We start from the raw sequence: 24593 nt of genomic DNA, 5'->3' as shown, positions 1-24593 counted from the left end.
CAATGCGCGTTCCGAGGAATGCACAGATGAAACGAATATTACCCTTTTTCAGCTTGGGAAGCGCTGATTTATTCAAAATCAGTCAAGATCTTGTTTTGGAAATAAAATTGTTGGATATAAGATACCGCGAAAAATCATTTCACTCAGCGCTTTCCCTGGCCTGCTGTTTATCCTTGCTTGCGATTTCTCTGGTTGCCTGTTCCAGTACAAAAAAAACAGAGCAGAAAACACCCTTTGTAGTGCATCTTCCCTCCGATGCTCAGGCAGCCTCTACTGCCGGAGTTGCCAACTCGCGCGCAGGAAAGCCGCGGCGCACGGGTGCGGGCACCATTCCCGCCAATCCCGCTGATTATGATAACCTGTGGGATCGTCTGATCGATCAGTATAACCTGCCCGAAATACAGCATCGGGAAATAGACAAGGAAGTGTCATGGTTCGTTAACCATCCTTCCTATATAGATCGGGTTCAAAAGCGGGCGGAACCCTTTTTATATTCCATCGTCAGACAGATCGAAAAATATGATGTTCCCGGCGAAATTGCGTTACTGCCGGTTATAGAAAGCGCATTCCAGCCGCATGTGGTATCGCCGGCAAGCGCTGCGGGCATCTGGCAGTTCATTCCGTCCACAGGCAGAAATTTCGGTTTAAAACGCAGCCGCTCCTACGATGGACGCCGCGATGTCTATGCATCCACGCGCGCGGCGATCAAGTATCTTAAAAAACTGCAGAACGATTTTCAGGGGGATTGGCTGTTGGCGGTCGCCGCCTATAACTGCGGCGAAGGCAATGTAGGCAAGGCGGTGCAGAGAAATCAGGCGCGCGGACTTGCGACCGATTTCTGGTCGCTGGATTTACCGCAGGAAACCCGCACCTATGTTCCTCGCCTGCTTGCCGTTTCCCGTATATTTGCCGATCCTGCGCGATATGGAGTCGATATCCGGCCTATTCCGAACAAGGCCATGTACAAGACGGTCAAGGTTACTTCTCCACTCGATTTGGCGCTGGCGGCGCAGGCGGCGGATCTGACGCTCGATCAAATGCTCGATTTGAATCCGGGCTTCAAGCATCCGGTAGCCGATGTCGACGGTACTTATCGCCTGTTCGTTCCCGCACACAAATACAAGAGCTTCAAGGAGCAGCTACCGCAAATGGTGGACTCCAGGGCCAGTGTTTTTGGCGGTAAGGATTATGGGCAATTGCTGAATGACGGCGGGGTTCAATTGAGCAGCGATGCGCCGGACGATGCGGCGGCTGAGGCCTTGTCTACGGAATTCGCCCCAAGTAGCCCGGCGGCGGAGGACTACCACTACCAGCCGCCCGAACGTGCGCGGCGGCATTATGAGTCCTCGGGCGGCGAGGTTTCTGTTCATGAAACGATACGCAGCAATGCCGCTAACGACGAACAGCAAAGCGCCTATACGACGCGTCGCGGCGACACGCTGGCTTCGATTGCGCGGCAGTATGGCGTCAGTGAGGCGCAAATCAAAACTTGGAATCATATGAGCGGTAGAAGCACGTTGCGGGCGGGCACCAGACTGGTTTTATTGGGCCATCAGCACCATGCCAAAAACGTTGCGTATTCGTCCGGGGACGAATCGAATAACTCTGCCCACCAGAGCAGGGGTGGGCACGCTTCATCTCACGGCAAAAGTAGTCATTCGTCCAAGAGTAGCCATTACCGGACATCGGCGACGGGTCATACGGATGCGCAGGCATCAAAACCATCTTCCGCCAAGTCCGGTTCGAAAAGTTCAGGCTCGTCCCCAGCGCCTGCAGGGAAAAAAGGATCGTCTAGTAGTAAGCCCGGTAAAAAAACGAAGTAAATTTGGTAGCTATTCGGAGCAATCGGCTTTGGTGCTGCGGGTGAGGTTGTCGAGGCGATTTATGGATGGCGCAGGCACTCGTGTCTCGACAGCCTTATGTTGGCACCGGAGCCGGGTAGCTGAATAGAGAGCGGCGCAACTTCAGCTTCTCATACGTTCCAGACTGGCCGTCAGCAGGCCCTCGCCGGCGAGGGTGATCAAGTCCAGGACATGTTCGAAGCCCTGCGCGCCACCGTAATAAGGGTCGGGTACTTCCCTTTGAGGCTGTTCGGGCGCGTAATTCAGGAACAGTTCGACTTTGTGCGCGTATTGTTTGGGGGACATGGACAGCAATCCGGACAGGTTGTCGTGGTCCATGGCCAGGATATGATCGAATATCTCAAAATCGCTATGCTCCACGGAGCGGGCGCGCAAACGGCTTAAATCGATTCCTCTGGCCAAAGCCGCTTTTTGCGCGCGCTGGTCGGGCGGGCTGCCTGCGTGATAGCCGTGAGTTCCCGCTGAATCGAGTTCGAATAAATCGGCCACGCCCCGTCCGTCGATAATATTTTGAAAAATGCCCTCCGCAGAGGGGGAGCGGCAGATGTTGCCCATGCATACGAAAAGTATTTTCATCGTTTTCTGCTAAATCTCAGATTAATCTTTCAGCGTGTCCAAAGCCGCCCGCATGTATTGAATCATGGACCATAACGTCAGTATGGCCGAAAGCAGCAGCAGGTATTGACCCGCCAGCTGCAAAGGGTGCTGGAACACATCCATCGCCAGCAATAGTATTATTATCGCCGTCATCTGCGCGGTGGTTTTCCACTTGCCCATAGCCGAGACTTCGACCGCTTTGCGTTGACCTATTTCGGCCATCCACTCGCGTAGCGAGGCTATGGTGATTTCCCGCCCGATAATAACCGCCGAGGCAATCGCCACCCACGGATTGGGGTCGGCCTGAACGACCAATACCAGCGTTACGGCAACCATCAGTTTGTCGGCTACCGGGTCGAGAAACGCGCCGAACGGCGTGGTTAATCTTAACTTGCGCGCCAGATAACCGTCCAGCCAATCGGTCAGCGCCGCTATGCCAAAAACCAAAGCGCATGCCACATGAGCATAGTTCCAGGGTAAATAAAACAGCGCAATCAGAACAGGAATCAGCAGAATACGCAGCAAGGTCAGGCTGGTAGGCAGATTAATGGTCATATCGGCGGGTCCTGTTCGTGTAATGTCTCATAAATGCGTTTGGCTAATTCCCGGCTGATGCCGTCGATATGGCTGAGTGTGTCGACACTGGCGCGGCTGATTTCGCGCAGGCCGCCGAACTGGCGTAATAACTGTTGCCTGCGTTTCGGACCCAGCCCCGGTATCGATTCCAGCGTCGATTGTTTGCGCGCCCTTGCCCTGCGCTGGCGGTGTCCGGTTATCGCAAAACGATGCGCTTCATCGCGGATTTGCTGAATCAGCAGCAGTGCGGGCGCATGGGGAGGCAATAGAATAGGCTGGTTTTGTCCGGAAGGGAACAGCATTTCCATCCCAGGTTTTCTGTCGGGGCCTTTTGCGACGCCGAGAATATATAAATTGTTGATATTAAGGGTGTTAATAACTTCGGTTACCGCGGCGACCTGCGCCTTGCCGCCGTCGATCAAGAGGATGTCCGGCGCCGGATATTCGCCGGATGCGATACGCTGGTAACGGCGTTTGACCGCCTGCGACAACGCGGCGTAATCGTCGCCGCCGGTAATTCCTTCGATGTTGAAGCGGCGATAGGCCGATTTTACCGGGCCTTGCATATCGAAAACGACGCAGGACGCCACCGTTTTTTCTCCTTGCGTGTGGCTGATATCGAAGCATTCCAGGCGCGCGGGCGGGGCAGGGAGCGCCAGGACTTCTCCCAGGTTGAATAATCTGTCCATTGTATTCTGCCGGCCGGCAAAACGGGCCATCAACGCGTTTTCGGCATTGGTGAGCGCCAGTTGCACACGCTTGAGGCGTTCGCCTCGCGGATTGGATGTGATTTTTACCGAGTGTCCGGCTTGTGCGCTTAATACTTCCTGCAACAGTTCCCGATCGCGGATGTTATGGCTGAGCAGCAGGCTTCCGGGCGCTTCGTGATTCAAATAATACTGAGGAATGAAGGCTTCCAGTATGCTGGATGGCTCGAATTCCTGATGTATCTCCGGGTAGAAGGAGTGATCGCCGATCTGCAGACCGGAACGGATAAACAGCATCTGCACGCAAGCCAGCGTGCCTTTGATCGCGCAGGCCAGAATATCGAGATCGCCTTTTTCCCCGCTGACCGATTGTTGATCCAGCAGCGTGCGCAGGTTGCCGATCTGATCGCGGTATTGCGCCGCTTTTTCGAATTCGAGCTCGTGCGCCGCCTGCTCCATGCGTAATGCGAGATCGCCGATCAGGTCGTTGCTGCGACCTTCCAGGAACATGACGGTATGGTTGACGTCGACGGCATAGTCTTCCTGGCTGATCAGGTCGACGCAGGGCGCCGTGCAGCGTTCGATTTGATATTCCAGACAGGGCCGCGAGCGATTGCTGTAATAAGAGTCCTGGCACTGCCTGACCGGAAAGGTTTTCTGCAATAGTTTGAGGCTTTCCCTGACCGCGCTTGCGCTGGGAAAAGGGCCGAACAGGCGCCCGGCTTTTTTGCGGGCTCCCCGGTAGAAACTGACGCGCGGAAACGGATGTTGCGTGGAGACGTAAATATACGGATAGCTCTTGTCGTCGCGCAGCGTGATGTTGTAGCGCGGACGCAAGCGTTTGATCAACTGGCTTTCCAGCAGCAGCGCTTCGCCTTCGCTGTGCGTCACCGAAATTTCGATGCGCTGTACGCGCGCGACCATGGCTTGCTGCTTGGGCGCAACATCGCCGCGGTTCAGGAAATAGCTCGATACTCTTTTTTTGAGGTTTTTTGCTTTTCCGACATAAATCACTTCGTTCTGCGCATCCAGCATCTTGTAAACGCCGGGCAGTTGCGTCAGTGTTTGCAGAAACGACGCAACATCGAAAGCAGGCGTTGGCTGCGACTCAAGCCCGGTCATCAAAGCTTCTTGGAAACTCTCAACAAGCTGGGGTCGTTGCTGGATGTGTGGCTATCGAAGCCGAGATCGCCCAGCAGTCTGGTCATTTTGGTGTTGCTGACCAGAACGTCGGCGGTGATGGCGTGCAATCCCTGTTCGCGGGCTGCTTGCATCAGACAGGTCATTAATCGGGTGCCGATACCCTTATGCTGCCAGTCGTCGGCCACGCCGATGTCAAATTCGCCGCTTTCGTGATCGGGGTTGCCTACGTAACGAGCGATGCCCAGCGGCGCTTCGAACTCCCCCTGCTCCAGAACGGCGATAAATGCGAACTCGCGCGCATAATCCAGCTGGGTGAAACGCATCAGCATCGTAGGGCTCAGTTCCTTTACGGTATCCATAAAGCGGAAATAGCGCGCCTCGGGCGACATGGAGCGTACAAAATCCTTCACCATGTTTGCGTCTTCCGGACGGATCGGGCGCAATACGATGCCTGTGCCATCCGACAATTGTATATTTTGTATCCATTTTGTCGGGTAGGGGTGAACCGCCATATGGCTGTAGTGGTGCATATTGGCATGATTGCCGACCACAATACGCGCATCCAGCGACCATGCTCCTTCATCGTCGACCATTAGTGGGTTAATATCCATTTCCTGTATCTCCGGCAATTCGCATACCATTGCCGAGACGCCGAGCAGCACGCTGACCAGCGCGTCGATATTGGCGGGCGGCAGATGTCGGAAGCGTCCGAGCAGTTTGGCGACGCGCGTGCGGCTGATCATGGAATGTGCTATGGCCGCGTTGAGGGGCGGCAGTGCGATAACCCGGTCGCGCAGCACTTCAACCGCAATCCCGCCCGACCCGCAGGTAACTACCGGACCGAAAATCGGATCGTTGATTACGCCGATCAGAATTTCCCGGCCGTTGGCCCCAGTGTACATTTTTTCGATGCTGACGCCTTCCAGGGTCGCATCGGGGTTGTGCTGTTTAACATTGTCCAGCATTTCAGCATAAGCTTGACGGGCTGCCTGCGCGCTGTTGATGCCGAGCCGCACGCCGCCGACATCGGATTTATGGGTAATGTCCGGCGACAGGATTTTCATCGCCACCGGCGCGCCCAGATATTCGGTCACGGCCAGTGCTTCATTCGGAGTGCGCGCCGGCATGGCCGGCAACATATTGATATTAAAGGCGCGTAATACCGCACGTGTTTCCAGGCCGGAAAGCAATCGGCGGTTTTCCGCCAGCGCGCATTCGATGATCAGGCGCGCGCCTTCCACATCCGGCGCGTCGGTTGCTTCCAGCGGGCCGGGAACCTGCATCAGCAGCGCCTGATTGTGCTGAAATTGGGCCAGGAAGCCAAAGGCTTGCAGTGCGCTTTCCGGATTGCTGAAGGTCGGCACCTGGGATTTGATGAAAACCTCGCGTCCTTCCGCAACCAATCGCTCGCCCATCCAGCAGGTCAGCACCGGTTTGTCCTGCTTGCTTGCCGCTTCGACTACGGCTTCGGCGGCTTGTGCGGGCGCCGTCATTGCTTGCGGCGTCAGCATCACCAGCACACCGTCGACGCCTTCGTCGGCCAGACAGATTTCGACCGCCGTCCGGTAGCGATCGGGCGTTGCGTCGCCGAGGATGTCGATCGGATTGTTGCGCGACCAATGCGCCGGCAGCACGCTATCCAGTTTGCTGCGCGTAGCCTCGCTGATTTCGGCAAGTTGTATACCCTGTTCGACGGCGCAGTCGGTAGCCATCACGCCGGGGCCGCCTGCATTGGTGATGATCGCCAGACGATTGCCGCGTATCCGGCACGAACTGGACAACAGCCGCGCAGCCGAGAACAGCTGTTCTATGGTATATGCGCGCACCACGCCGGCGCGGCTGAGCGCGGCGTCGAATACGTCGTCCGCGCCGACCAGCGAGCCGGTATGCGATAGCGCAGCTTTCGAGCCTTCCGGATGTCTGCCGGCTTTAATGACGATCACCGGTTTGATGCGTGCGAGCGCGCGCAGTCCGCTCATGAAACTGCGCGCGTTTCTGATGCCTTCGATGTACAGCAGCACGCCTTCCGTTTCCGGATCAAGCGCCAGGTAATCGAGGATATCGCCGAAATCCAGATCGTTGGCATCGCCAATGGAGACCATGCTGGACAGTCCGATCTGATGCGAGTCGGCCCAGTCGAGCACGGCGGTGCAGATCGCGCCCGATTGGGAAACCAGGGCGAGGTTGCCCGCATGGGAGATGTTGTTGCTGAAAGTGGCGTTCAGGCCCAGCGCCGGACGCATGAAACCCAGGCAATTGGGTCCGAGTATTCTTATACCGTTGTCCCGAGCGGCTTCCAGCAGCGCATGCTCCAGCGCTTTTCCGCCTTCTATTTCGCCAAAACCGGCCGAGAGCACGATTGCCGCCTTCACATTTCGTTTGCCGCACGAACGGATAATCTCGGGAACGGTTGCCGCAGGCGTAGCCACGATCACCAGGTCGATATCCTGATCTATGCTCTCGACATTGGCATAGCAGGTATGATCGAGTATGGTTTGATATTTCGGATTTATGGGGTAAACCGGGCCGCTAAAACCGCCGGACAGCAGATTGGCGAAAACTCTGCCGCCTACCGTATTCGGCTTCTCGCTGGCGCCGAACAGCGCGATGCTTTGCGGTGAAAACAGTGCGTTCAGATAATGCTTACCTGTCACATGATAATGCTTACCCATAATATCTCCAGTGATTTTGGCTTCAGGATGTACTGAATTTATTGTTCAGCTTCGCTCATGGCTCGTGTTTCAGCTTTGTTACGAAAACGCGCAATCGGCGCATTTTTCGGCGGACGGCAGCTATTCCCGGGCGGCTACTCCGCTACTTGCGCCAGTTTCAGCTTTTTTCGCCGATGATACGCCAGGTAGATGACAACTAGAAGAATGCTTCCGGTTATTGCCGCCAATACTGCCTGATGCGAGTATTGTAGAACCAGCTCCCTGTTTTCTCCCAGCAAATAGCCGATCCAGGTAAGCGTCGATATCCACAGCGCGGATCCCAGTAAGGTATATATGGAAAACTTGAGGTGATTCATGGCGGCGAGGCCGGCAGGCAGCGAAATCAGATGACGCACGACCGGCAGCAGGCGTCCGATGAAGGTCGAGATTTCGCCGTGAGAATTAAAGTAATTCTCGATATAGCCCAGCTTGTGTTCATTAATACCCACGTAATGGCCTACTTTCAACAGAAAAGGGCGTCCCAGATAGCGAGCGACAAAATAATTGACATAAGCACCCAGCAAACTGCCGAAGGTACCGCTCAGTATGACAGGCGCCAGTTCCATGCGGCCTTGTTGCACCAGATAGCCGGCGGGAGGCATTACCAGTTCGCTTGGTATCGGTATTACCGAGCTTTCCATCGCCATTAGCAGAAAAATGCCCGTATAGCCCAGGCTGCCTATGGTGTTAATAAGCCAATCGATTGCTTCGTGCAGCATATGTTGTTCCAAAGAAAAAGGTGATTCGTATGCGTAAAGGATATGCCGGTTAAGAATTCGGCTGCGTCAAACCGCGAATAATAGCAAATTCCACCGGCAAAGACTGAGTATGGGGCATGAGCCAAGGTAAACCCAAATTTAATTGTCCTCGTGTTGTAAACCCACAGATTGGTTTGAAAACGGCAGAGCAAACCGGAAAGAGAGTTCTGCCCCCAACTTTGCGGAGGACAGGACTGCTAACCGATGTAACGGCTACAAACAAGGCTTCGCAAAGCGGAAGTTGCTCTTGCACTTTGCCCCTCTGAGTTTTCCGGGATATCCTGGCCTGAGTGCGAAGTGGAAGGGTACTGAGTGGTTTCCTACTTTTTCGCTTTTTGACTTTCCTGTTTAATCAACGTATCGGTAACATCGAGCATATTGGTAAACGACTTTGCAGTGCTGCCGCTGACTCGGTATTTCCCATTGATTACCAGACTGGGCGTGCCGGTGATGCCGTAGCGCGGTCCCAATGCTTCGGCCTGGCGTGTGCGCGCGTCCACGCTGAAAGATCGATAGGCTTTATGAAACTCGTTCTTGTCAACGCCATGTTCGGCAAAAAAATCGGCGAGATCGTCTTCGGATTCCAGCGTGCGCTTCTTGTTCTGGACTGCGTCGTAGAAGTCGCCATGCATCTTGTCGAGCACGCCGAGCGCTTCGGCTGTATAGAACGCCTTGGCGTGCGCCGCCCAATGTTCGTTAAAGACCGCCGGTTGACGGATGAAGTTGACGTTGGCCGGTTTCTTTTTCAGCCAGGCGTTCAAGTCAGGTTCGAAATGAAAGCAATGCGGGCAGCCGTACCAGAAAAACTCGATCACTTCGATTTTTGACGGGTCGCTTACCGGCTGCGGCGGCGTGACGCGCTCGTAACCGCTATCCTGCGGGGCAGCGGCGTTGTGTTCCGCCGCCGCGCTGCCCGTCAGCGGGAATGCCAGGAATACGGCCAGACAGCCGCCAAGCAGTGATTTAATCATGAGTGTCCTCCTGTAGGAAAAATGGTTTATTGATAAAGTCCGGATGCATAATTCGCGACCGCATTGATTTCGGCCTCGGTCAGGCGCGAGGCGATAGAGCGCATGACCAGATTAGGGTCATTGCTGCGGTCGCCGTTTTTATAATCGAGCAGCGTTTTGCTCAGATAGGCGCTGAATTGTCCGTGCAAGGCCGGATAACCGGATGCCGGGTTGCCCGCGCCGGTGGGTCCATGACAGCCGACGCATGACGGGACGCCGTTGACGGGGTTGCCGGAGCGGTAGATTTTTTCGCCGCGATGATCCTGCTCCCGGTTTTCCAGCGTAATCTGCTGCCGGTTGTAGTAGGCGGCGATATCCTTGATATCGGCATCGCTTAACGATTGCGTCATCGCATTCATGGTCGGGTCTACGCGTTCCCTGGAGCGAAACGCTTTCAACTGTTTTTCCAGGTAGGATAGCTGCTGGCCGGCCAGCTTGGGAAATATCGGCGCGGCGGCGTTGCCTTCTTCGCCATGGCACCCGGCGCAAATTTCGGTTTTGCCGCGTCCTGCGGACGCGTCGCCGCTATCGTTGGCCGCGAAGGTGGGGGCCGATGCCAGCAGGCTGATGAGTCCCAGCCGTATTGTTTTTTTTATCATATAGAATCTCTGAGTTAAAAATAAAGCACGTTGCATTTGGCAAGATAGCAAAAAGCGCCGGTATGCGTCGAAGACCGATTGCGGTTAGACTAAACGCACCCTTATTTCGACGATAGCTTATGAACCATTTATATTTTCGCACACGCTATCTTATCAGCGCACTCAAACTTAGCGATACCCCTCCGGATCATGGTTTTGAAGCGGCTTTCGCCGGACGTTCCAATGCGGGCAAGTCGAGCGCGATAAACGCTATTTGCAGGCAGAAAACCCTGGCGCGCACCAGCAAAACGCCCGGTAGAACGCAGATGCTGAATTTTTTCGAGGTCGACGAGCAGCGCCGTCTGGTCGATTTGCCCGGCTACGGTTACGCCAAGGTGCCTGACGCCATGCAGAAAAACTGGCGCAAATCCATGGAAACCTATTTGCTGGAACGCCAGTCGCTGGCGGGGGTTTTTTTGCTGATGGATATTCGCCATCCTTTGACCGACTTCGATTGGCAAATGATTACCTGGTGTTCGCACCACAAGCGCCCGTTGCATATCGCTTTGACCAAGGCAGATAAATTGGGACGCGGCGCGGCGCGCGGCATGCTGTTGAAAGTCGGCCGCGAATTGCACAGCAGGATTCCCGATATTCCGATTACGCTACAGCTTTTTTCGGTTTTGCATGGCGTCGGCGTCGAGGAGGCGCATGATTTACTGGATACCTGGTTGGGGTATGCGCAGCCCGAACGCATCGGCGAATAATGAGGTTTTCGCCTACCGGCCCGGAACGGGTTTATAAACCCGTTCCTTAAGGTTTGGCCCTTATGCCGTAATCAGGCTTTTTTGCGCCAGCTCGTAAACGTCGCGCGCCAGTCCGGGATGGGCGAATATGCGTTCCAGTTCCTGTTTGATGCCGGCCTGGCGCTGGGTATCGTAGCGGCGCCACTGCGCCAGCGGCGTCAGCATGCGTGCGGCAATCTGAGGGTTGATGGCGTTCAGGCGCAGAATCGCATCGGCTAAAAACCGGTAGCCGGAACCGTCCTCGCGATGGAAGTTGACTGCATTGCTTTGCGAGAAAGCGCCGATTACCGAGCGGACGCGGTTAGGGGTTTCCCAGTCGAAGGCAGCGTGCTGCAGCAGCGCTTCCGCGTGTTCCAGCGTGCCGGTGACCGGGCAGGCGGCTTGCAGCGTAAACCATTTGTCGATTACCAGCGCTTCGTTTTCCCATTGCCGGTAAAATTGTTCCAGACAGGCGTTTTTTTCGGCGGCGCTGCTGCGCAGCAGGCAGGCGAGGGCGGCGGTCTGGTCGGTCATGGTGCGCGCCTGGGCGAACTGCTCGGCAGCCAAAGCGGATGTTTCGCCGTTATCCAGCGCGGTCAAATAAACCAGACAGGTATTTTTGAGTTTTCTGCGTCCGATGCCGGAACGATCGAGCAGAATGTCTCCCGATACGTGATGCCGTGCATAGAGCCGGGAAAAATCTGTTTGCAGGCAAACGGCGATTCGTTTTTTGACGTTGTTGCGCGCGTTATGGATGGCGACCGGGTCGACGACCTTTACCTGGGAGGCCAGATAATCCTCGTTGGGCAGCGTCAGCAGTTGGGCCAGTAATTCCAGGTCGTCCCAATGCTGTTCCAGCAGGTGCTGAAAAGCGCCAATCAACAATTCGACGTCGCTTTGCGCCGGGTGCTCCTCGGTTAAATTCAAAATCAGCCGGCTCGACAGCCGTTGGCCGGCATCCCAGCGATTGAAAGCATCGCTGTCATGAGCCAGCAGAAAAGCCAGTTGTTCGGTGTTTAACTCGTATTCCAGCGTGACCGGCGCGGAAAACCCGCGTAATGCGGAGACCAGCGGTTTTTCCGGGATATCGACGAAGCGGAATTGCTGTTGCGCTTGAGTGACGTCGAGGACGCGCGTGGTTGTCGTTCCCGCCTCTTCGCCTTCGAGACGGAGCGCATAATCCTGTCCGGATGGCGATATCAACCCGAGTTTCAGCGGGATATGTAAAGGCTGCTCGACCGGCTGACCGGGCGTCGGCGCGCACAATTGCTCTACATTCAGGGTCAGCCGCTGTGCGACGGCGTCGTAATCCGTTTTCAGCGTCAGCTTCGGCGTACCCGCCTGCGCATACCAGTGCCTGAATTGCGTAAAGTCGCGCTGGTTGGCGTCTTCCATCGCCTTGACGAAATCGTCGCAGGTGACGGCCTGTCCGTCGTGGCGCTCAAAGTAAAGGTCGCTGCCCTTGCGGAAACCTTCGGTCCCGAGCAGTGTATGCAGCATGCGCACCACTTCCGCGCCTTTTTCGTAGACGGTCAGCGTATAAAAATTGTTGATTTCGATGTAGGAGTCGGGACGGACCGGATGCGCGAGCGGTCCGGCGTCCTCGGCAAACTGGCGCGTGCGCAGCAGGTTGACGTCTTCAATGCGCCGCACGGCGGGCGATCCGCGATCCGCGCTGAACGATTGATCGCGAAAAACGGTCAGTCCTTCCTTCAGGCTGAGCTGGAACCAGTCGCGGCAGGTGATGCGGTTGCCGGTCCAGTTGTGGAAGTATTCGTGGGCGATCACCGCTTCGATATGCTCGTAATCGGCGTCGGTGGCGGTATCGCCGCGCGCCAGCACGAACTTGGTGTTGAAGACGTTCAATCCCTTGTTTTCCATCGCGCCCATGTTGAAATGGCTGACCGCGACGATCATGTACCGATCCAGATCGTATTCGCGTCCGTATACCGCTTCGTCCCAGCGCATCGCGTGTTCCAGCGAGCGCATCGCATGTTCGCATTTGTCGATATCGTGCGTTTCCGCGTAAATCTGCAGGGTTACTTCGCGTCCGGAACCGGTGACGTAAGCGGATTCCAGGCAGTCCAGTTGTCCGGCGACCAGCGCGAACAGGTAGCAGGGCTTGGGGAACGGGTCTTCCCATTTGACCCAGTGGCGATTATGTTTCAGTTCGCCGCTGGAGACTTGGTTGCCGTTGGACAGCAGTACCGGGTATTTTTCCTTGTCGGCAATCAGCAGAACGGAAAAGCGCGCCATCACGTCCGGGCGATCCGGGTAATAGGTGATTTTTCTGAAGCCTTCCGCTTCGCACTGCGTGCACAGCATGTTTGTGGAGAGATACAGCCCCTCCAGCGCGGTATTGCTTTGCGGCGATATCAGCGTTTCGATTTCCAGCGTGAACACGTCCACCTTGGGCGCGTTCGGCAATGTCAGCAATTCGTCGCTGAGCTGGTAATGACCGGGTTTCAGCGGCACGCCGTTCAGCGACACCGATTCCAGATGCAGCGCTTCTCCATTCAGCACCAGCGGCGCGTTCGGATTGGCCGATTCCGGGTTTTTCTGCATGCGCAGCCGGGATTTGACTTTCGTTTGCGCGGCGTCGAGCAGGAATGTCAGTTCTATGTGTCCGACCAGATATTCGGGGGCGGCGTAGTCGGAGCGGTAGATGGTTTTGATGTTGTTTTCTTGCATGGGTAACCGAGGTAGTGGCATGGTAAAGCTGAACTGAATGGTTATAAGCTTTCTGGAAGCGATGCGTTTTTTTAAAGCTGCTATTTTTCGATCAGACAATATCATGGTTCAAAAGCGGAGGAAATGATGCATTAGAGATTTCGGAGCGGTTTGTCTCTAGGGATGCTTTGATTAAGTGCCGTTTTTGCCGATTTTAAAATTCCAATATATTGAATATAAAGTAAATAGTATTCCGCTATGGACTTGATCAGAGATTCGCCAGGGAATCTCTGATCAATAGCCCGATCCTGGACTGCTGCGCCGGAACACACAATCTTAATTTAAACAAATAAAACGATAGGTCCCCGCCACTGCTCCACGGAATAATGTTAGAGTTGGCTTTCATTATTGCTTTGTCGAGATCAAAGCGAGGGGATTGCAGTTGTTTGTTCATTTTTATATGATGAAAATCATGTTTTTTGCCACCTTTTTAACCAGCAGTAAATAAGTGTAATCCGTTGACACATTTAATCTTATTGCTTTGTATTACAGCGCTACTACTGGATATATCTGCATCATTAGATTCAATCTTTGTGGTCACGCTATTTACTTTTGTTTCCGCGCTCTCTATTTTACTGCCAAGTTCAACAAGCTCTACACCAGTATCATTCGCTTTCAAATCAATAGAGGTTAACTCTGTCCCCGAATTCTTTATTTCCGCTATTTTTTTCTTAATACTGGAACTAATGTTTGACAGAACAACATTGGCGCTTTTTAGGGCGGCGCTAACCAAACTAATCTGATATGCGTACGTGTCAGTGTTAAATACAGCTTGATGCGTTATCTGTAATGCTTGATCAGATATGCCGTATAAAGCGCGCGTATTATCTGATGACAAGTTTATTTTGTCAGCGCTGCCAGAACAGAAATTCACATATTTCGTACTATAAACATAGTGCCCGCCGCCAGAATAAATGTTTATATTATTTTCCGGCTGAAAAGCGCTGCCGATAATGGTACCAATATATGGAACAAAAGAAGCTATATCAAGAATATCTTTACCCCATTGAGAGCTCGAAGCAATATAGCCTTCTAAATCCTCATATAAGCCAGTTATATCGTTCATTAACCCTGGTAATGACTTCGTAGACAAGTTAATATTTCCAGAGTTTGCGGTAAAAGTAATGCCTGTAGTATTAGAGGGCGCTTGCACAGAATCAACGTTGGTTACATCAGCTGAAATTTGAACACCGCCGCCTGCACTCAGCCCGAAGGATTCATCTGTGTTAATCTCAAATCCTTCTGAACCGCTTGTGTTATATACGTTATCTTGAGTGGACATTGGCGTAGACGTATTTTGCTGTTGCTGCCGTGAAGGATTTACCGGTAATTCTCTACCCTGCCACATTTGCTGCACTCCCATCCATTGCGCTTTTGGGGGCGGTGCTTGCCATTGCTGCGCCATGCCGGGTCTAGCCCTTGATGTATATGAATAACTCGACGCTGCAGGATCAAATCCGCGGGAGCCCATGCGCATCCAGGTATTGCCGCTCGGTGTCTTGAGCAGCATATGCTGCTTGCCTTCCTCGTCGTGCAATGTGATCTCGTTACCACCGGCGGTACGAATACGCGACTGCTTCTGATTGGCGTTGGTCACCACATTGGGATTGATCGAATTTGGCACTGCGCCCATGATCACCGGTTGATCCGGATCGCCGTTGACGAACGACAGCAACACTTCCGTGCCTTTGAGCAGCGGGAAATGCATACCGTGATCGCTGCCGGCGTACGGTGTCGCCATGCGGATCCACGCGGAACCGTGATAGGCAGCTTTTTGGGTCATGAAAAAAGGCACCTGCACCTTGTACTCACCGTACTGGTTCAATTCAGCATAGTGACCGCTGCCTTCTGCATCAATGAACGCATTGATTGTGCCAATAACTTTTGGCCACGGATTGAGCTCTTCCGGACGAAACTGCACATCATCTGGAATCGCGGTAAAATCGGCTTGGTAAAAATCGCTGCCGTCCTGTTCCGATGCGATGCCCAATCCATCCAGCAGCATGCCGGCCTGCGAGCCGCGATGCTTCACTTCGGTCAGCAGATAACGACGGTTGAAACTATTGCGGGGGTGATCGGCCAACTGCACGAAATGTCCGCAGCGCAGGCCGGTCGCGGTGCTGCCGCCAAAATAGCGCAATGCGCGGCAGCGCAGCGCTTCGGCCTGGATTCTGGCGCGTTGTTCGATCTCCATCACGGTTTTCAGTTTTCTGCCGAAAAAGTGCTGCTCACCGGTTCCGGTCTCAATGTTAACTGGCGCAGTGCCTTTGAGTTCCTGGCTGGCGCGGTTCGCGCTGAAATCACGTATAACCAGCTGTTTAGGCAAGTTCTTTGCGACACGCCGCAGACTCTGGCAGAGGCGCGTTTGCGTAACTTGCGCATCCGGCCCGCCCGGCGGCCGATAATGCAGCGTGACCGCTTCGTCTTTATGCGCGGTGCGGATATCGGTAAAAACAGCTCGTTCCTGACCGTCTATCTGCTCGTACCACCAGTAGACGCCAAGCCGCTCAGCCCAGCGGGAAATAAAGGCCAGATAACTTTCGCGATACTGGCAGATATAGTCCAGTTTGGGTGCATTGGCGCCGTCGCTGGATAAACGCATTTCGAAATCGTTACGGTTCATCCCGGCGTTTTCGAGGATGGTGTTGAAAATTTCGGGACGGCTCTTGTCCAGATAAATTTCGGAAAGCACGAAGGTTTCCAGCTTCCACAGCCTGGGCGCCAAAATCGCGCGGTAAAAAGTCCAGCCGCAGTTCTCGCATTCGTAAGAAAACTCCTGAATCAGGCCCTGATAAACGGCAGCCTGCCCGTTTGCGATACCGTCGTTCAACGAAAATTGCGCAGCTGTGCCGATCAGCGCGCTCTCGTCAATATCTCCATCCTTCGATGCCAGCAGCAGTTCGAAACGATAGAGCGAAGACAAGGCTTCTTCGCCTTCGAAGCGCACCACTTCGAAAGTATTCTGTGTCAGGTTAGCGCAAGAAAAAGTGAAACGGCGATTCGAATCGCTGAGCTGATTGAATGAGTGCATGGTCCTTCTTATCCTTAAACTTTTATATTCATCTTTCGAGTACCCAAGCAACGAGTGGGGTAGTCCGTTAATGTGATGGCTTTCTTGAGATCAATTTTGCAGCAATCCCGTCGGGTGGGGCAAGATATATTGCGACGCAGTAATGAACGCCCGGATTGAAAAAATCGCGAATTTATGTTTGTACTGTTAACGTTTCAGGTTCGAGAATTACGGCATCAGACTCAAAATGATTTGCCCGCTCCGCCGTATTTGATCGCGCCAGCGCCGCCAGTAGCCAATATCCTGCTGATGGCGCAGGCAGCGCAGAAAAAGCACCCGCTTGGCGTCCTGCAGATGTTCGCGCATCAGCGGAATCAAGCCTTCCTCTATGTTGTAGGCCGGCCGATCCGGCGCCATGCATACCGGCAGAACCTGCTCCAGTTCCAGGCCGAGATCATGGGCGATGGCCTCGCATGCCTGCCGGATGCTGCGTTCCTTGGCGCGCTGCGGTTGCTGTATGTTATAGGGCGGCTGCCATTCGCGGACCGGTCGCAGCAGATCGATATGCGTCGCCGCCACCAGTATTACCGGCAGTGTCTGATTCTTACGCTCCTGCTGGAAATAGCCGCGTAGCGCGTTCAGCTGTTCCGCATCCGCCTGTCTTGCCGCCTGCGCGGCATGGCAGACGAATAGAATAATATCCACTTTGTCCCATTCCCGTTTCAATTCCTCCGGGATGTTGTTATGTGCCAGGCCGCCGTAGCCGGGACTATCCAGCACGATGATTTTTTTGAATCCGTCATGCTCCAGAACATAAGGCGTTATTTCCGGGGTGACGGGCAGGCGGCCGACAGCGGCCTTGATGTCGCCGAATATTTCGTTGAGCAGGCTGGACTTGCCGCTGCTGACCTGTCCGATGATCAGAATACGCAACGGTTCCACCGTTGTATTGGCGCGATCTGCCTGCGCAATATCCTGTTGTGCATACTGGCTCAAGATGTCGCCCGGAGCAATGTCGTCCAGACTGAGCTGGCCGCTGTAAAGCTGTATTGCATAAAACCCCAGCTTGCGGATATAGGCGTTGACCAGCCGCTGCCGGACTTCGGCGGCAACGACGTTCATCCCTTTGCCCACCAGCCAGCTATGCGCGGTTCCCAGCGCTGCGCCCGGCCAGTTGAACAGGGAATGCGCGACGTTAACGCCTTTTTTCAGCGTATCAACATTGTCGATGAACTGCTTGATGCGGCGTAAATCGCCGACGGTGACCGCATGGCTGCCGGGTATCTTGTCAAGCACTTCATGCTGAATGTCTTCGCACACCAGCACGATCAGTTTAAGCAGATACGGCAGCGGGAATTCCAGTATCGGATCTTTTGAGCCGGCGTGAAATTGCCGGGCGACGATGGTCAAGACCTCGTTGCTTAAGTGGAGTATCGCGTGCGGATCGGCGAATAAATCGCTGCGGGTTTTCCAGCTTTCCGCCTTTTGCTCTATCTCCTTCCAGGCCGGCTGTGCAGCGTCCGGCCAGTTGGGGTCGGGAGAAATCTTTATAGGCTTGATCAGCGGCGCGCGCGCGTGTTTGCTGCGCCGACTCAGCAGGCGATAACACAGCAGGCAGTTGGCGAGGATGATGCCTAACGCATAGTAAAGCCAGTTCTGTTCCCATAGCCAGTAAGCGCCCAGACCGATCAGCGCCAGCCAGGGCAGCAGAAAAAATACGCCCAGCAACAAGGCGAAGCGCGTTAATTGCATCGGCATGAATCGGTCGTCCGGGTATTGGGGCTGTGCGGGAGCCTGATCAGCAGGCGCGCCTGCGCGAACGCATCGCGGTAGGTTTGTTTCAAGGTTTCACGGTCCGGGAGGGCGCCGCTGTTAACGCCGTAAAGATAGACGCAAAACATTTTACCCAGCGCATAGGTCATCGCGCCGGAATAGCCTCCCGCCACTGCCCAGCCGTAGACCGGCAGCAGCTTGAACAGCTCGCGCGCCAGCAATCCCGCGCCGACGCCTGCGCCGACCAGGGCGGTAAATTCGGCGTAGAGTTTGGGCGTAAGCGTCAATCCGTAGATCGATGCAATGCTGTGGAACAGCTTGGCCTGCACGGCCAGCACCAGCGGCAGTCCGACCACAGGCACCGGAATGGCCCCCACGGCGGTATTGAGCAGTGCATAACTGATGATGTGCGGATGCGCTTTTTTGGCATGGAAACTCAGTAACTCCTTGTGCTGTTCCGTGCCGTGCAGTAAAACGACGACGCCTTCCGGCAGAGCGGCCGTTATGGTCTCCCATAACGCATCGACGCCATAATCGGCGGGTTCGTAGCCGTCTTCCGGCAGTGTGAAATCGACCGGCACAAAATAAGCCGGGATATCCTTAAACCAGTCGCGCTGATACAGCAGGGCTTGCGCCAAGGCATGAGGCACTTCTTGATGAAATGGCGAATGCTGGTAAGGGTAAGGCTGGATATGCTCGTATTGCGGGTCGGGGTACGCTTCGTGCAGCGCGGTTTGAACCACGATCACCGGCCATTGGGGGTGCTGCCTGTGTATGGTTTTTACCGCTTCAACCACTTCGGCCTGATTCATATCCAGCGCGCGCAGCACCACCAGCAATAAGTGCGCCTGCCTTGCACACCAGCACAAGTCTTCCTGCGGATCGTAGCGGGTCTCGCTCAATCCCCTGGTATCGAGGAATCGGATCAGTGGATGGCTGGGCGATGGAAAATCATAAAAACACGAGCTTTTGGTGCAAGGCTGAAAACCGTTGCCGATTTCTGCGCTGTCATTGCCGGTCAATGCGCGTATCAGCGAGGTTTTGCCGGATTGGGTTTTACCCAGCAACCAGAACACCGGGGTAGGCAGTTGTTGTCTGACCGCTTCTAATTTCGGTTCCAGGTTATCCGGCCTGGGGCTGAACAGCACCTTACCGAATCGCTTCCAGGACCAGCTACCGTTCCTGAAATTCGCAAGGGTCATAGTTACTCCTCGTCATGTTGTGCACCGCCTGCGGTAATCCATGCTGAACTTTATTCATGATTGCGCAAAGCCTGAGCGATGTCGCCGCCCAGCAGTATTTCCAGCTTGCGCGCGAGAGCGCCTGAGACTATCTTGCTCATTTCTTCGGCAGCCTGATTGTGATTTCTGAAGTGGATCGCTCCGATGCCGCTGGTATCTATGCTTTCATCCGATCCCATGATATGGGTTTTGGCGACAACATTTCGATCCTTGTCTTCGACGATAGCGGCCAGATCGTAGTTTAGCGCGAGTCCATTGCGTATCCCGGTTTTCCATTGATTGATGATGACGAACAGTCTGTATGAGTCTGATATGCCGCCTCCCGGCCGCAGAATTGCATTGTATACGCTTTCGTGGAACGGGAGACAGCGCTCCGTGGTATGCGTGGTGTGCATCGCCTGGCAGCCATCGGCATTGGTTACATCAATCGGGGCGCCGAATACATTGAACGCCTCGCCAACATAGCCGGGTGCTTTGTGTCCCGATATGATTTCCGGTCGCAGGTCGACTACGATCAGATGCGAGTGCAGCGCAAAAGTCAGTTTGGGCGTGGTGTAACCATAGTCGTAGCGCTTGATAAGGCCTGCGTCGGGTAACGCCGTTGTCGCGCATCCTTCGAGATGCAATAGCGCCAGAATTATAAATAACCGAAATAGAAGTAACCGATTTACCATGCAATCTTCCCGATATTTGTGCACATAGCGCGTTTGTGATCCGTTCCAGTTCCAGACGTCTGTTTGATGCGCATGCATCGCTTGCAGCGTTTGTATGCTTTAATAATCCATAACACCTGTAATTGATCTGACGAGGAGTACTGGTTTTGGGCCGGATTAACGACAAACTAAAACGTTGCAGCTCCGATCCGCTTCAGGGGCCAGGCGTCGCCGTACCGCCTCCGTTTTTGTATGCAACTGCGTTCCTGTCCGGTATGGCGCTCAACTATTTTTGGCCGTGGCCGCTATTTCCCGATCCGCTCGCTCAGTTTACCGGTACGGCCATGCTCATCGCCAGTATATTAATTATAGCGCCGGTCCTGCTTCGTTTTCGCCGCCATCAAACGACCTTGGATGTGCGCAAACCGGCATCGGCCTTGATCACGGACGGCCCCTATGCTTATTCGCGAAATCCGGTTTATGTTTCGTTGACGCTTTGCTATCTTGGTGCGGGCTCCATCGTAAATCAAGGCTGGATTTTGCTGCTGACGCCGCCGCTTTTGTTGGTAATGCATTATTGGGTTGTGTGTGCCGAAGAACGCCATCTGCAGGCGAAATTTGGCGTCTATTATTCGAATTACAAGAAAAAAGTGCGGCGCTGGTTCTAGGAATCTGTTAATCAGAAACCGTTACAGTTATACCTTAAAATAACCAAAAAATCAGTAATATATAAGCAATTCATGTCGTACTTGTTTTTTAACCGCTCCTAAATTAAGCCTTATTCCTGCAGGAGCCCATAAAATGAGCAAGACGGCAACTCAGTTCAGGAAACGGTTGCCGCTTCGGTCTTCGCAGACCTCTCCATCGTGTTGATAATTGTATATACAGGCGACGCACCGGTAGCCGCAGTCAGGGAACGCTTGATTGCAATTCTGCGCGGCCTGCTGATTGCCGTATACGCCGACGTGGCCGATTTCTTCCAATCGGTAATCGTCGCTCCGGCGATCCATGCGCCGGCATTGCACTTCCTCGCTGATATTATCTTCCTCGCCGGCCTCGGCAAAGACCGGCATCGATAACATGAGCAGTGCATATAAAGCGACAAGGCATGCGGGCCGTTTCATTGAACATGCCGTTGCTGGGTAAACGTATCATGCCTGAAAATCCATTCCTGCGTTATGTACTCGCGTTGATCGATAGGAGGTATCCAGGTGTGCCGTATGCTTTCCTTCACTTTTTCCCTCAGCCATCTATGGGCCGGGTCCGCCTGGGCCGAGCGGTGCCAGATCATGTAAAGCGGGACTCTCTCGATCTGCCAGGGTACGGGATAGCATTTGATATCGAATAGATTTTTGAACGTGTGCGCGATTTGCTGCGTCGTGAGCGCCAGCAGATCGGTTTGCGCTACAGCCAATAGCAAAACCATGACATTGGGAACCTGCAGTGCGATTCTGTCGTAGACCTGATCGAACCAGTTTTCCTGTTCGGAAATAACGCTAAGAGTGGGGAAATGTCCGAAAACTATCGCAAAACGTTCCTGTAGCGCCTGTTCGGGCGTGAACATCTCGCCTATGCGCGGATGCTCACGTCGCGCAATGATGACAGGCTGGTGCTGATAGATCAGCTCGTGCATCAAGCCCGGATCGGCGTACTTGTTGTAATGCACCAGGATGTCCAGACTGTGGTCGCGCAGCATCGCCGTCGCTTCTTTTTCCGGGTCGATCGAATAGATCGATAAACGCGCGTTCGGCGCTTCGCGGTTGACGTTCCGGTACAGCGCGGGTCCTATCACCGAGCCGCCGCCATAGCATATCGACAGCGAAAAATGCCGGTGGCTGTCTGCTGGTTCGAATTCGATATCATTGGTCAACCCGGCTCGGACAAGGTTCAGCGCCTGATGTATCTGATCGTAAATCTCATCCGCGCGCGGCGTCGGTTGCAGTCCGGCGCTGGACTTTCCGGTAAAAAGAGGATCTTTTGCAATATGCTTGAGGCGGCCCAGTGCATTGCTGATGGCGGGCTGGGTCATTCCTATTCGTTCCGCGGCCTTGATCTGGCTGCGCTCTTCATATGCCGCTTCGAATACCGTTAACAGGTTTAAGTCTACGCCTCGTAAATTCATGGGATGAATAACGCCTCTTACAAAATTGTTATTGAACTAATACGGTTGTCTGTCATCTTATTTTACAAGCTGTAAAAGCTTTAACTCAGCAGAGAAAGCAGGAGTCTATTTGGAAAAAGCGCGATCCGCCGCGATCTGCGCGGTGTCGGAAACTCGGATGGCGGTAGCCGTCTATTCATCTATTGTTTTTAACGCTTTATTTTTACGGAGGTTCAAGATGAAAAGCAAGCTGCGATTACTGACAGGCGCATTGCCTGCCTTGATATTTTCATGTGTGGCCGGATTCCCCGCCTTTGCGGCGACTTTGCCCGCACCGGTGCCAAATGCGATTATTAGCGCGGCTTCTTCATGGGGTAGCGCTACGGATTCGTGGGCGGGGTATACCGGCTCTCTGGCTGTGTGGGTGCCTGCAGCCGTGAGCAATGGCTGGACGTTGACATTTCAGTCTGCAGGGCTGGGCCAGCAAGTTCAGGCGTCGTCTTTCTGGAATGCAAACGCAAGTTATAACGCATCCACTCATACTTTCACGCTGACTTCACCATCGTGGGAGAGCGCGGTGGCCGCAAACAGCGCGCTGAGCATCGGTTTCAATGCGTCGGGCGTGTTGAATCCGACGGTGGATTTGGCTAACTGCACCTTTAACGGCCAGCCGTGCGTGATTTCGGTTTTGTCGGCGCAAGCGTCTCAGCAGACCATAGCCAATCTCGAAGCAGGGCAAGCTGCCGGCAGCGGTTCGAGCAGTTCTTCCAGCTCCAACGGCAGTTCAACCGGCAGCGGTTCCGGATCGTCGACATCATCCGGCAGCGGTTCTGCAACAACCGCAACTCCAGCTTTGCAAGTGCTGTTTTCCATCAATAATACATGGAGCGGCGGGTATAGCGGTACGGTAGCGGTCCAGAACATGTCGTCAGGCAGTCTACCCTCGGGGGCCGGCGGCTGGCAGGCTATTTTGAAATTCCCGGATTCCGCGACGGCTCATAATGTGTTTCAAAGCGGTCCGTGGAATTTTCAGGTTAATATCGCCGCTGACGGCACCACAACTTTGACGCCGGCGTCCTGGGCGGCCGCATTGCCTGCGGGCGGCGTTACGTCCAGCGGATTCAACGGCGTGACGCCGGCTGATTTGCAGACTGCGGCAAGCGGAAGTACTTACGAGACGGTTGTTTTCGCCTCATCGGTAGCTGCTGCGGCAGGGGGTAGTTCATCAAGCGGTTCGTCTTCCGGCAGTGGTTCATCTTCCAGCGGCAGTTCATCCGGAAGCGGCTCATCTTCCTCAGGTTCAAGTGGTTCGACTACTCCGGCCGGTACCGGAACGGCGAGCGGCCTGTTGTTCAGCCCTTACAAGGATATCGGCACTTCCTTGAACTGGAATACCAATGTGATGTCTACGGCGATTACCGGCACGCTGACTCCGATACTGAATGTCATACCGGCCAAGCTGCCTGCTGTGACATGGGCGTTTGCGACCGGTGAGTGCGGTAGTGAAAACTGGGCGGGTGTAGCCGCTGATGCGCTGGCGCAGGCTAATGTGCAGGCATTTGCCAACGCCAATGTCAACTACGTGGTTTCGACCGGCGGGGCTGCGGGTGCATTTACCTGTTCGAGCGCTGCAGGAATGACTACTTTTATCAATCGCTATGCCTCGAAAAATCTGGTCGGCATCGATTTCGATATAGAAGCAGGACAAACCCAGGCGCAGATCAACAGTCTGGTACAGCAGGTGGCCGCCGTGCAATCGGCTTATCCCAAGCTGCGCTTCAGCTTTACCATAGCAACCCTGGCTTCCTCTAACGGAACGGCGGCATCTAACCCGTATGGCGATTTGAATGTCACCGGCTATTATGTGATGCAGGCGATACAACAGTATGCCGTGACCAACTATACCATCAACCTGATGGCCATGGATTTCGGTGCGCCCGGCAGCAGCGTTTGCGTGGTGTCGAACGGCGTTTGCGATATGGGGCTTAGCGCTATCCAGGCGGCGAAGAACCTGAATGCGAAATACGGCACGCCGTACAGCAAGATAGAGCTGACGCCGATGATAGGCGTCAACGACGTATCCAGCGAGATATTCTCGCTGGCTAATGTCGATAGCATGACGCAATGGGCGATAAGCAACCAGTTGGCCGGTTTGCACTTCTGGTCGCTGGACCGGGATACTCCTTGCTCCCAATCCACCGCTTCTTCGACCTGCAGTTCTGTGCCCAGTGTTTCCACTCTGGGTTACACCAACCGCTTTATTACCGATCTTGGCTTATAAGGTTTCGTAGCGGCAGAAAAGCCGGCTTTCGGGCCGGCTTTTCCATTAATCTTTTCCCACTTACCCGGCAGGAAGTC

At 54.3% G+C, this 24593-nt stretch carries 18 protein-coding genes; 4 read left to right on the top strand and 14 right to left on the bottom strand.

Annotation, left to right across the window (positions count from 1 at the left end):
* Positions 1 to 26 precede the first annotated feature (26 nt).
* Positions 27 to 1823 carry a transglycosylase SLT domain-containing protein gene (locus F6R98_RS11730; protein ID WP_153249181.1) on the top strand — a complete coding sequence of 599 codons (1797 nt, stop codon included), beginning with the start codon at positions 27 to 29 and terminating at the stop codon, positions 1821 to 1823.
* Positions 1824 to 1964: 141 nt separating this feature from the next.
* Here the strand turns inward: F6R98_RS11730 and F6R98_RS11725 are convergent, their stop codons facing one another.
* The 7 genes from F6R98_RS11725 to F6R98_RS11695 all read right to left on the bottom strand — a co-directional run bounded on the left by F6R98_RS11725 (position 1965) and on the right by F6R98_RS11695 (position 9963).
* Complete coding sequence (locus F6R98_RS11725; RefSeq protein ID WP_153249180.1) at positions 1965 to 2438, bottom strand: low molecular weight protein-tyrosine-phosphatase; 474 nt, start codon at positions 2436 to 2438, stop codon at positions 1965 to 1967.
* A gap of 21 nt (positions 2439 to 2459) precedes the next feature.
* Positions 2460 to 3014, bottom strand: coding sequence for a CDP-diacylglycerol--glycerol-3-phosphate 3-phosphatidyltransferase (gene pgsA / locus F6R98_RS11720; protein ID WP_153249179.1), 555 nt, complete (start codon positions 3012 to 3014; stop codon positions 2460 to 2462).
* A complete protein-coding gene (gene uvrC, locus F6R98_RS11715; protein WP_153249178.1) occupies positions 3011 to 4864 on the bottom strand; it encodes an excinuclease ABC subunit UvrC in 1854 nt (617 codons plus the stop codon). Before uvrC ends, pgsA begins: the two co-directional genes overlap by 4 nt.
* Positions 4864 to 7557: a bifunctional acetate--CoA ligase family protein/GNAT family N-acetyltransferase gene (locus F6R98_RS11710; RefSeq protein WP_153249177.1), complete on the bottom strand. Its 2694-nt coding sequence runs from the start codon at positions 7555 to 7557 to the stop codon at positions 4864 to 4866. The genes uvrC and F6R98_RS11710 overlap by 1 nt, the downstream gene beginning before the upstream one ends.
* Before the next feature lie 134 nt (positions 7558 to 7691).
* Positions 7692 to 8315 (bottom strand): DedA family protein, encoded by a 624-nt coding sequence (locus tag F6R98_RS11705; RefSeq protein WP_228124847.1) that lies wholly within the window; start codon positions 8313 to 8315, stop codon positions 7692 to 7694.
* Between the two features lie 359 nt (positions 8316 to 8674).
* Entirely contained in the window at positions 8675 to 9325 is a 651-nt protein-coding gene (locus F6R98_RS11700; RefSeq protein WP_153249176.1) for a thiol:disulfide interchange protein DsbA/DsbL, read from the bottom strand.
* 26 nt (positions 9326 to 9351) lie between these two features.
* The gene (locus F6R98_RS11695; protein WP_194269908.1) at positions 9352 to 9963 is read right to left on the bottom strand and encodes a c-type cytochrome; all 612 of its coding nucleotides are present in this window, start codon (positions 9961 to 9963) and stop codon (positions 9352 to 9354) included.
* Positions 9964 to 10082: 119 nt separating this feature from the next.
* On the opposite strand from F6R98_RS11695, the gene yihA reads away from it, so the two are divergent.
* Positions 10083 to 10709, top strand: coding sequence for a ribosome biogenesis GTP-binding protein YihA/YsxC (gene yihA, locus F6R98_RS11690; RefSeq protein ID WP_153249174.1), 627 nt, complete (start codon positions 10083 to 10085; stop codon positions 10707 to 10709).
* Between the two features lie 60 nt (positions 10710 to 10769).
* Here the strand turns inward: yihA and pepN are convergent, their stop codons facing one another.
* The 5 genes from pepN to F6R98_RS11665 all read right to left on the bottom strand — a co-directional run bounded on the left by pepN (position 10770) and on the right by F6R98_RS11665 (position 20155).
* On the bottom strand, positions 10770 to 13418 hold the full coding sequence (gene pepN / locus F6R98_RS11685; RefSeq protein ID WP_153249173.1) for an aminopeptidase N: 2649 nt from the start codon (positions 13416 to 13418) through the stop codon (positions 10770 to 10772).
* Between the two features lie 469 nt (positions 13419 to 13887).
* Positions 13888 to 16488, bottom strand: coding sequence for a type VI secretion system Vgr family protein (locus tag F6R98_RS11680; protein WP_153249172.1), 2601 nt, complete (start codon positions 16486 to 16488; stop codon positions 13888 to 13890).
* A gap of 207 nt (positions 16489 to 16695) precedes the next feature.
* On the bottom strand, positions 16696 to 18225 hold the full coding sequence (locus tag F6R98_RS11675; protein ID WP_228124846.1) for a GTPase family protein: 1530 nt from the start codon (positions 18223 to 18225) through the stop codon (positions 16696 to 16698).
* The gene (locus F6R98_RS11670) at positions 18210 to 19442 is read right to left on the bottom strand and encodes a YcjF family protein (RefSeq protein WP_153249171.1); all 1233 of its coding nucleotides are present in this window, start codon (positions 19440 to 19442) and stop codon (positions 18210 to 18212) included. The genes F6R98_RS11675 and F6R98_RS11670 overlap by 16 nt, the downstream gene beginning before the upstream one ends.
* Before the next feature lie 50 nt (positions 19443 to 19492).
* Entirely contained in the window at positions 19493 to 20155 is a 663-nt protein-coding gene (locus F6R98_RS11665) for a hypothetical protein (RefSeq protein ID WP_153249170.1), read from the bottom strand.
* 146 nt (positions 20156 to 20301) lie between these two features.
* On the opposite strand from F6R98_RS11665, the gene F6R98_RS11660 reads away from it, so the two are divergent.
* The gene (locus F6R98_RS11660; protein ID WP_153249169.1) at positions 20302 to 20802 is read left to right on the top strand and encodes a methyltransferase family protein; all 501 of its coding nucleotides are present in this window, start codon (positions 20302 to 20304) and stop codon (positions 20800 to 20802) included.
* A 150-nt stretch (positions 20803 to 20952) separates the two neighbouring features.
* Here the strand turns inward: F6R98_RS11660 and F6R98_RS11655 are convergent, their stop codons facing one another.
* Together F6R98_RS11655 and F6R98_RS11650 are read right to left on the bottom strand one after the other, a co-directional pair.
* Positions 20953 to 21258 carry a hypothetical protein gene (locus tag F6R98_RS11655; protein WP_153249168.1) on the bottom strand — a complete coding sequence of 102 codons (306 nt, stop codon included), beginning with the start codon at positions 21256 to 21258 and terminating at the stop codon, positions 20953 to 20955.
* A complete protein-coding gene (locus F6R98_RS11650; RefSeq protein ID WP_153249167.1) occupies positions 21255 to 22256 on the bottom strand; it encodes a LysR substrate-binding domain-containing protein in 1002 nt (333 codons plus the stop codon). Before F6R98_RS11650 ends, F6R98_RS11655 begins: the two co-directional genes overlap by 4 nt.
* A gap of 217 nt (positions 22257 to 22473) precedes the next feature.
* Between F6R98_RS11650 and F6R98_RS11645 the strand changes: the two genes are divergently transcribed.
* On the top strand, positions 22474 to 24516 hold the full coding sequence (locus F6R98_RS11645; RefSeq protein WP_153249166.1) for a cellulose binding domain-containing protein: 2043 nt from the start codon (positions 22474 to 22476) through the stop codon (positions 24514 to 24516).
* Positions 24517 to 24593: the final 77 nt, after the last annotated feature.

The sequence above is a fragment of the Candidatus Methylospira mobilis genome, from assembly GCF_009498235.1.
GTDB classification, from domain to species: Bacteria; Pseudomonadota; Gammaproteobacteria; order Methylococcales; family Methylococcaceae; genus Methylospira; species Methylospira mobilis.
This window is presented reverse-complemented; position numbering and strand designations above follow the sequence as displayed.

What these genes read in the sequence shown, in the direction of transcription:
- pepN (WP_153249173.1), bottom strand. Translation starts at nt 13,418, where the DNA reads ATGCAAGAAAACAACATCAAAACCATCTACCGCTCCGACTACGCCGCC.
- F6R98_RS11730 (WP_153249181.1), top strand. Translation starts at nt 27, where the DNA reads ATGAAACGAATATTACCCTTTTTCAGCTTGGGAAGCGCTGATTTATTC.
- F6R98_RS11645 (WP_153249166.1), top strand. Translation starts at nt 22,474, where the DNA reads ATGAAAAGCAAGCTGCGATTACTGACAGGCGCATTGCCTGCCTTGATA.
- F6R98_RS11670 (WP_153249171.1), bottom strand. Translation starts at nt 19,442, where the DNA reads ATGACCCTTGCGAATTTCAGGAACGGTAGCTGGTCCTGGAAGCGATTC.
- F6R98_RS11675 (WP_228124846.1), bottom strand. Translation starts at nt 18,225, where the DNA reads ATGCCGATGCAATTAACGCGCTTCGCCTTGTTGCTGGGCGTATTTTTT.
- F6R98_RS11650 (WP_153249167.1), bottom strand. Translation starts at nt 22,256, where the DNA reads ATGAATTTACGAGGCGTAGACTTAAACCTGTTAACGGTATTCGAAGCG.
- F6R98_RS11710 (WP_153249177.1), bottom strand. Translation starts at nt 7,557, where the DNA reads ATGGGTAAGCATTATCATGTGACAGGTAAGCATTATCTGAACGCACTG.
- uvrC (WP_153249178.1), bottom strand. Translation starts at nt 4,864, where the DNA reads ATGACCGGGCTTGAGTCGCAGCCAACGCCTGCTTTCGATGTTGCGTCG.
- pgsA (WP_153249179.1), bottom strand. Translation starts at nt 3,014, where the DNA reads ATGACCATTAATCTGCCTACCAGCCTGACCTTGCTGCGTATTCTGCTG.
- F6R98_RS11680 (WP_153249172.1), bottom strand. Translation starts at nt 16,488, where the DNA reads ATGCACTCATTCAATCAGCTCAGCGATTCGAATCGCCGTTTCACTTTT.
- F6R98_RS11705 (WP_228124847.1), bottom strand. Translation starts at nt 8,315, where the DNA reads ATGCTGCACGAAGCAATCGATTGGCTTATTAACACCATAGGCAGCCTG.
- yihA (WP_153249174.1), top strand. Translation starts at nt 10,083, where the DNA reads ATGAACCATTTATATTTTCGCACACGCTATCTTATCAGCGCACTCAAA.
- F6R98_RS11655 (WP_153249168.1), bottom strand. Translation starts at nt 21,258, where the DNA reads ATGAAACGGCCCGCATGCCTTGTCGCTTTATATGCACTGCTCATGTTA.
- F6R98_RS11695 (WP_194269908.1), bottom strand. Translation starts at nt 9,963, where the DNA reads ATGATAAAAAAAACAATACGGCTGGGACTCATCAGCCTGCTGGCATCG.
- F6R98_RS11725 (WP_153249180.1), bottom strand. Translation starts at nt 2,438, where the DNA reads ATGAAAATACTTTTCGTATGCATGGGCAACATCTGCCGCTCCCCCTCT.
- F6R98_RS11700 (WP_153249176.1), bottom strand. Translation starts at nt 9,325, where the DNA reads ATGATTAAATCACTGCTTGGCGGCTGTCTGGCCGTATTCCTGGCATTC.
- F6R98_RS11665 (WP_153249170.1), bottom strand. Translation starts at nt 20,155, where the DNA reads ATGGTAAATCGGTTACTTCTATTTCGGTTATTTATAATTCTGGCGCTA.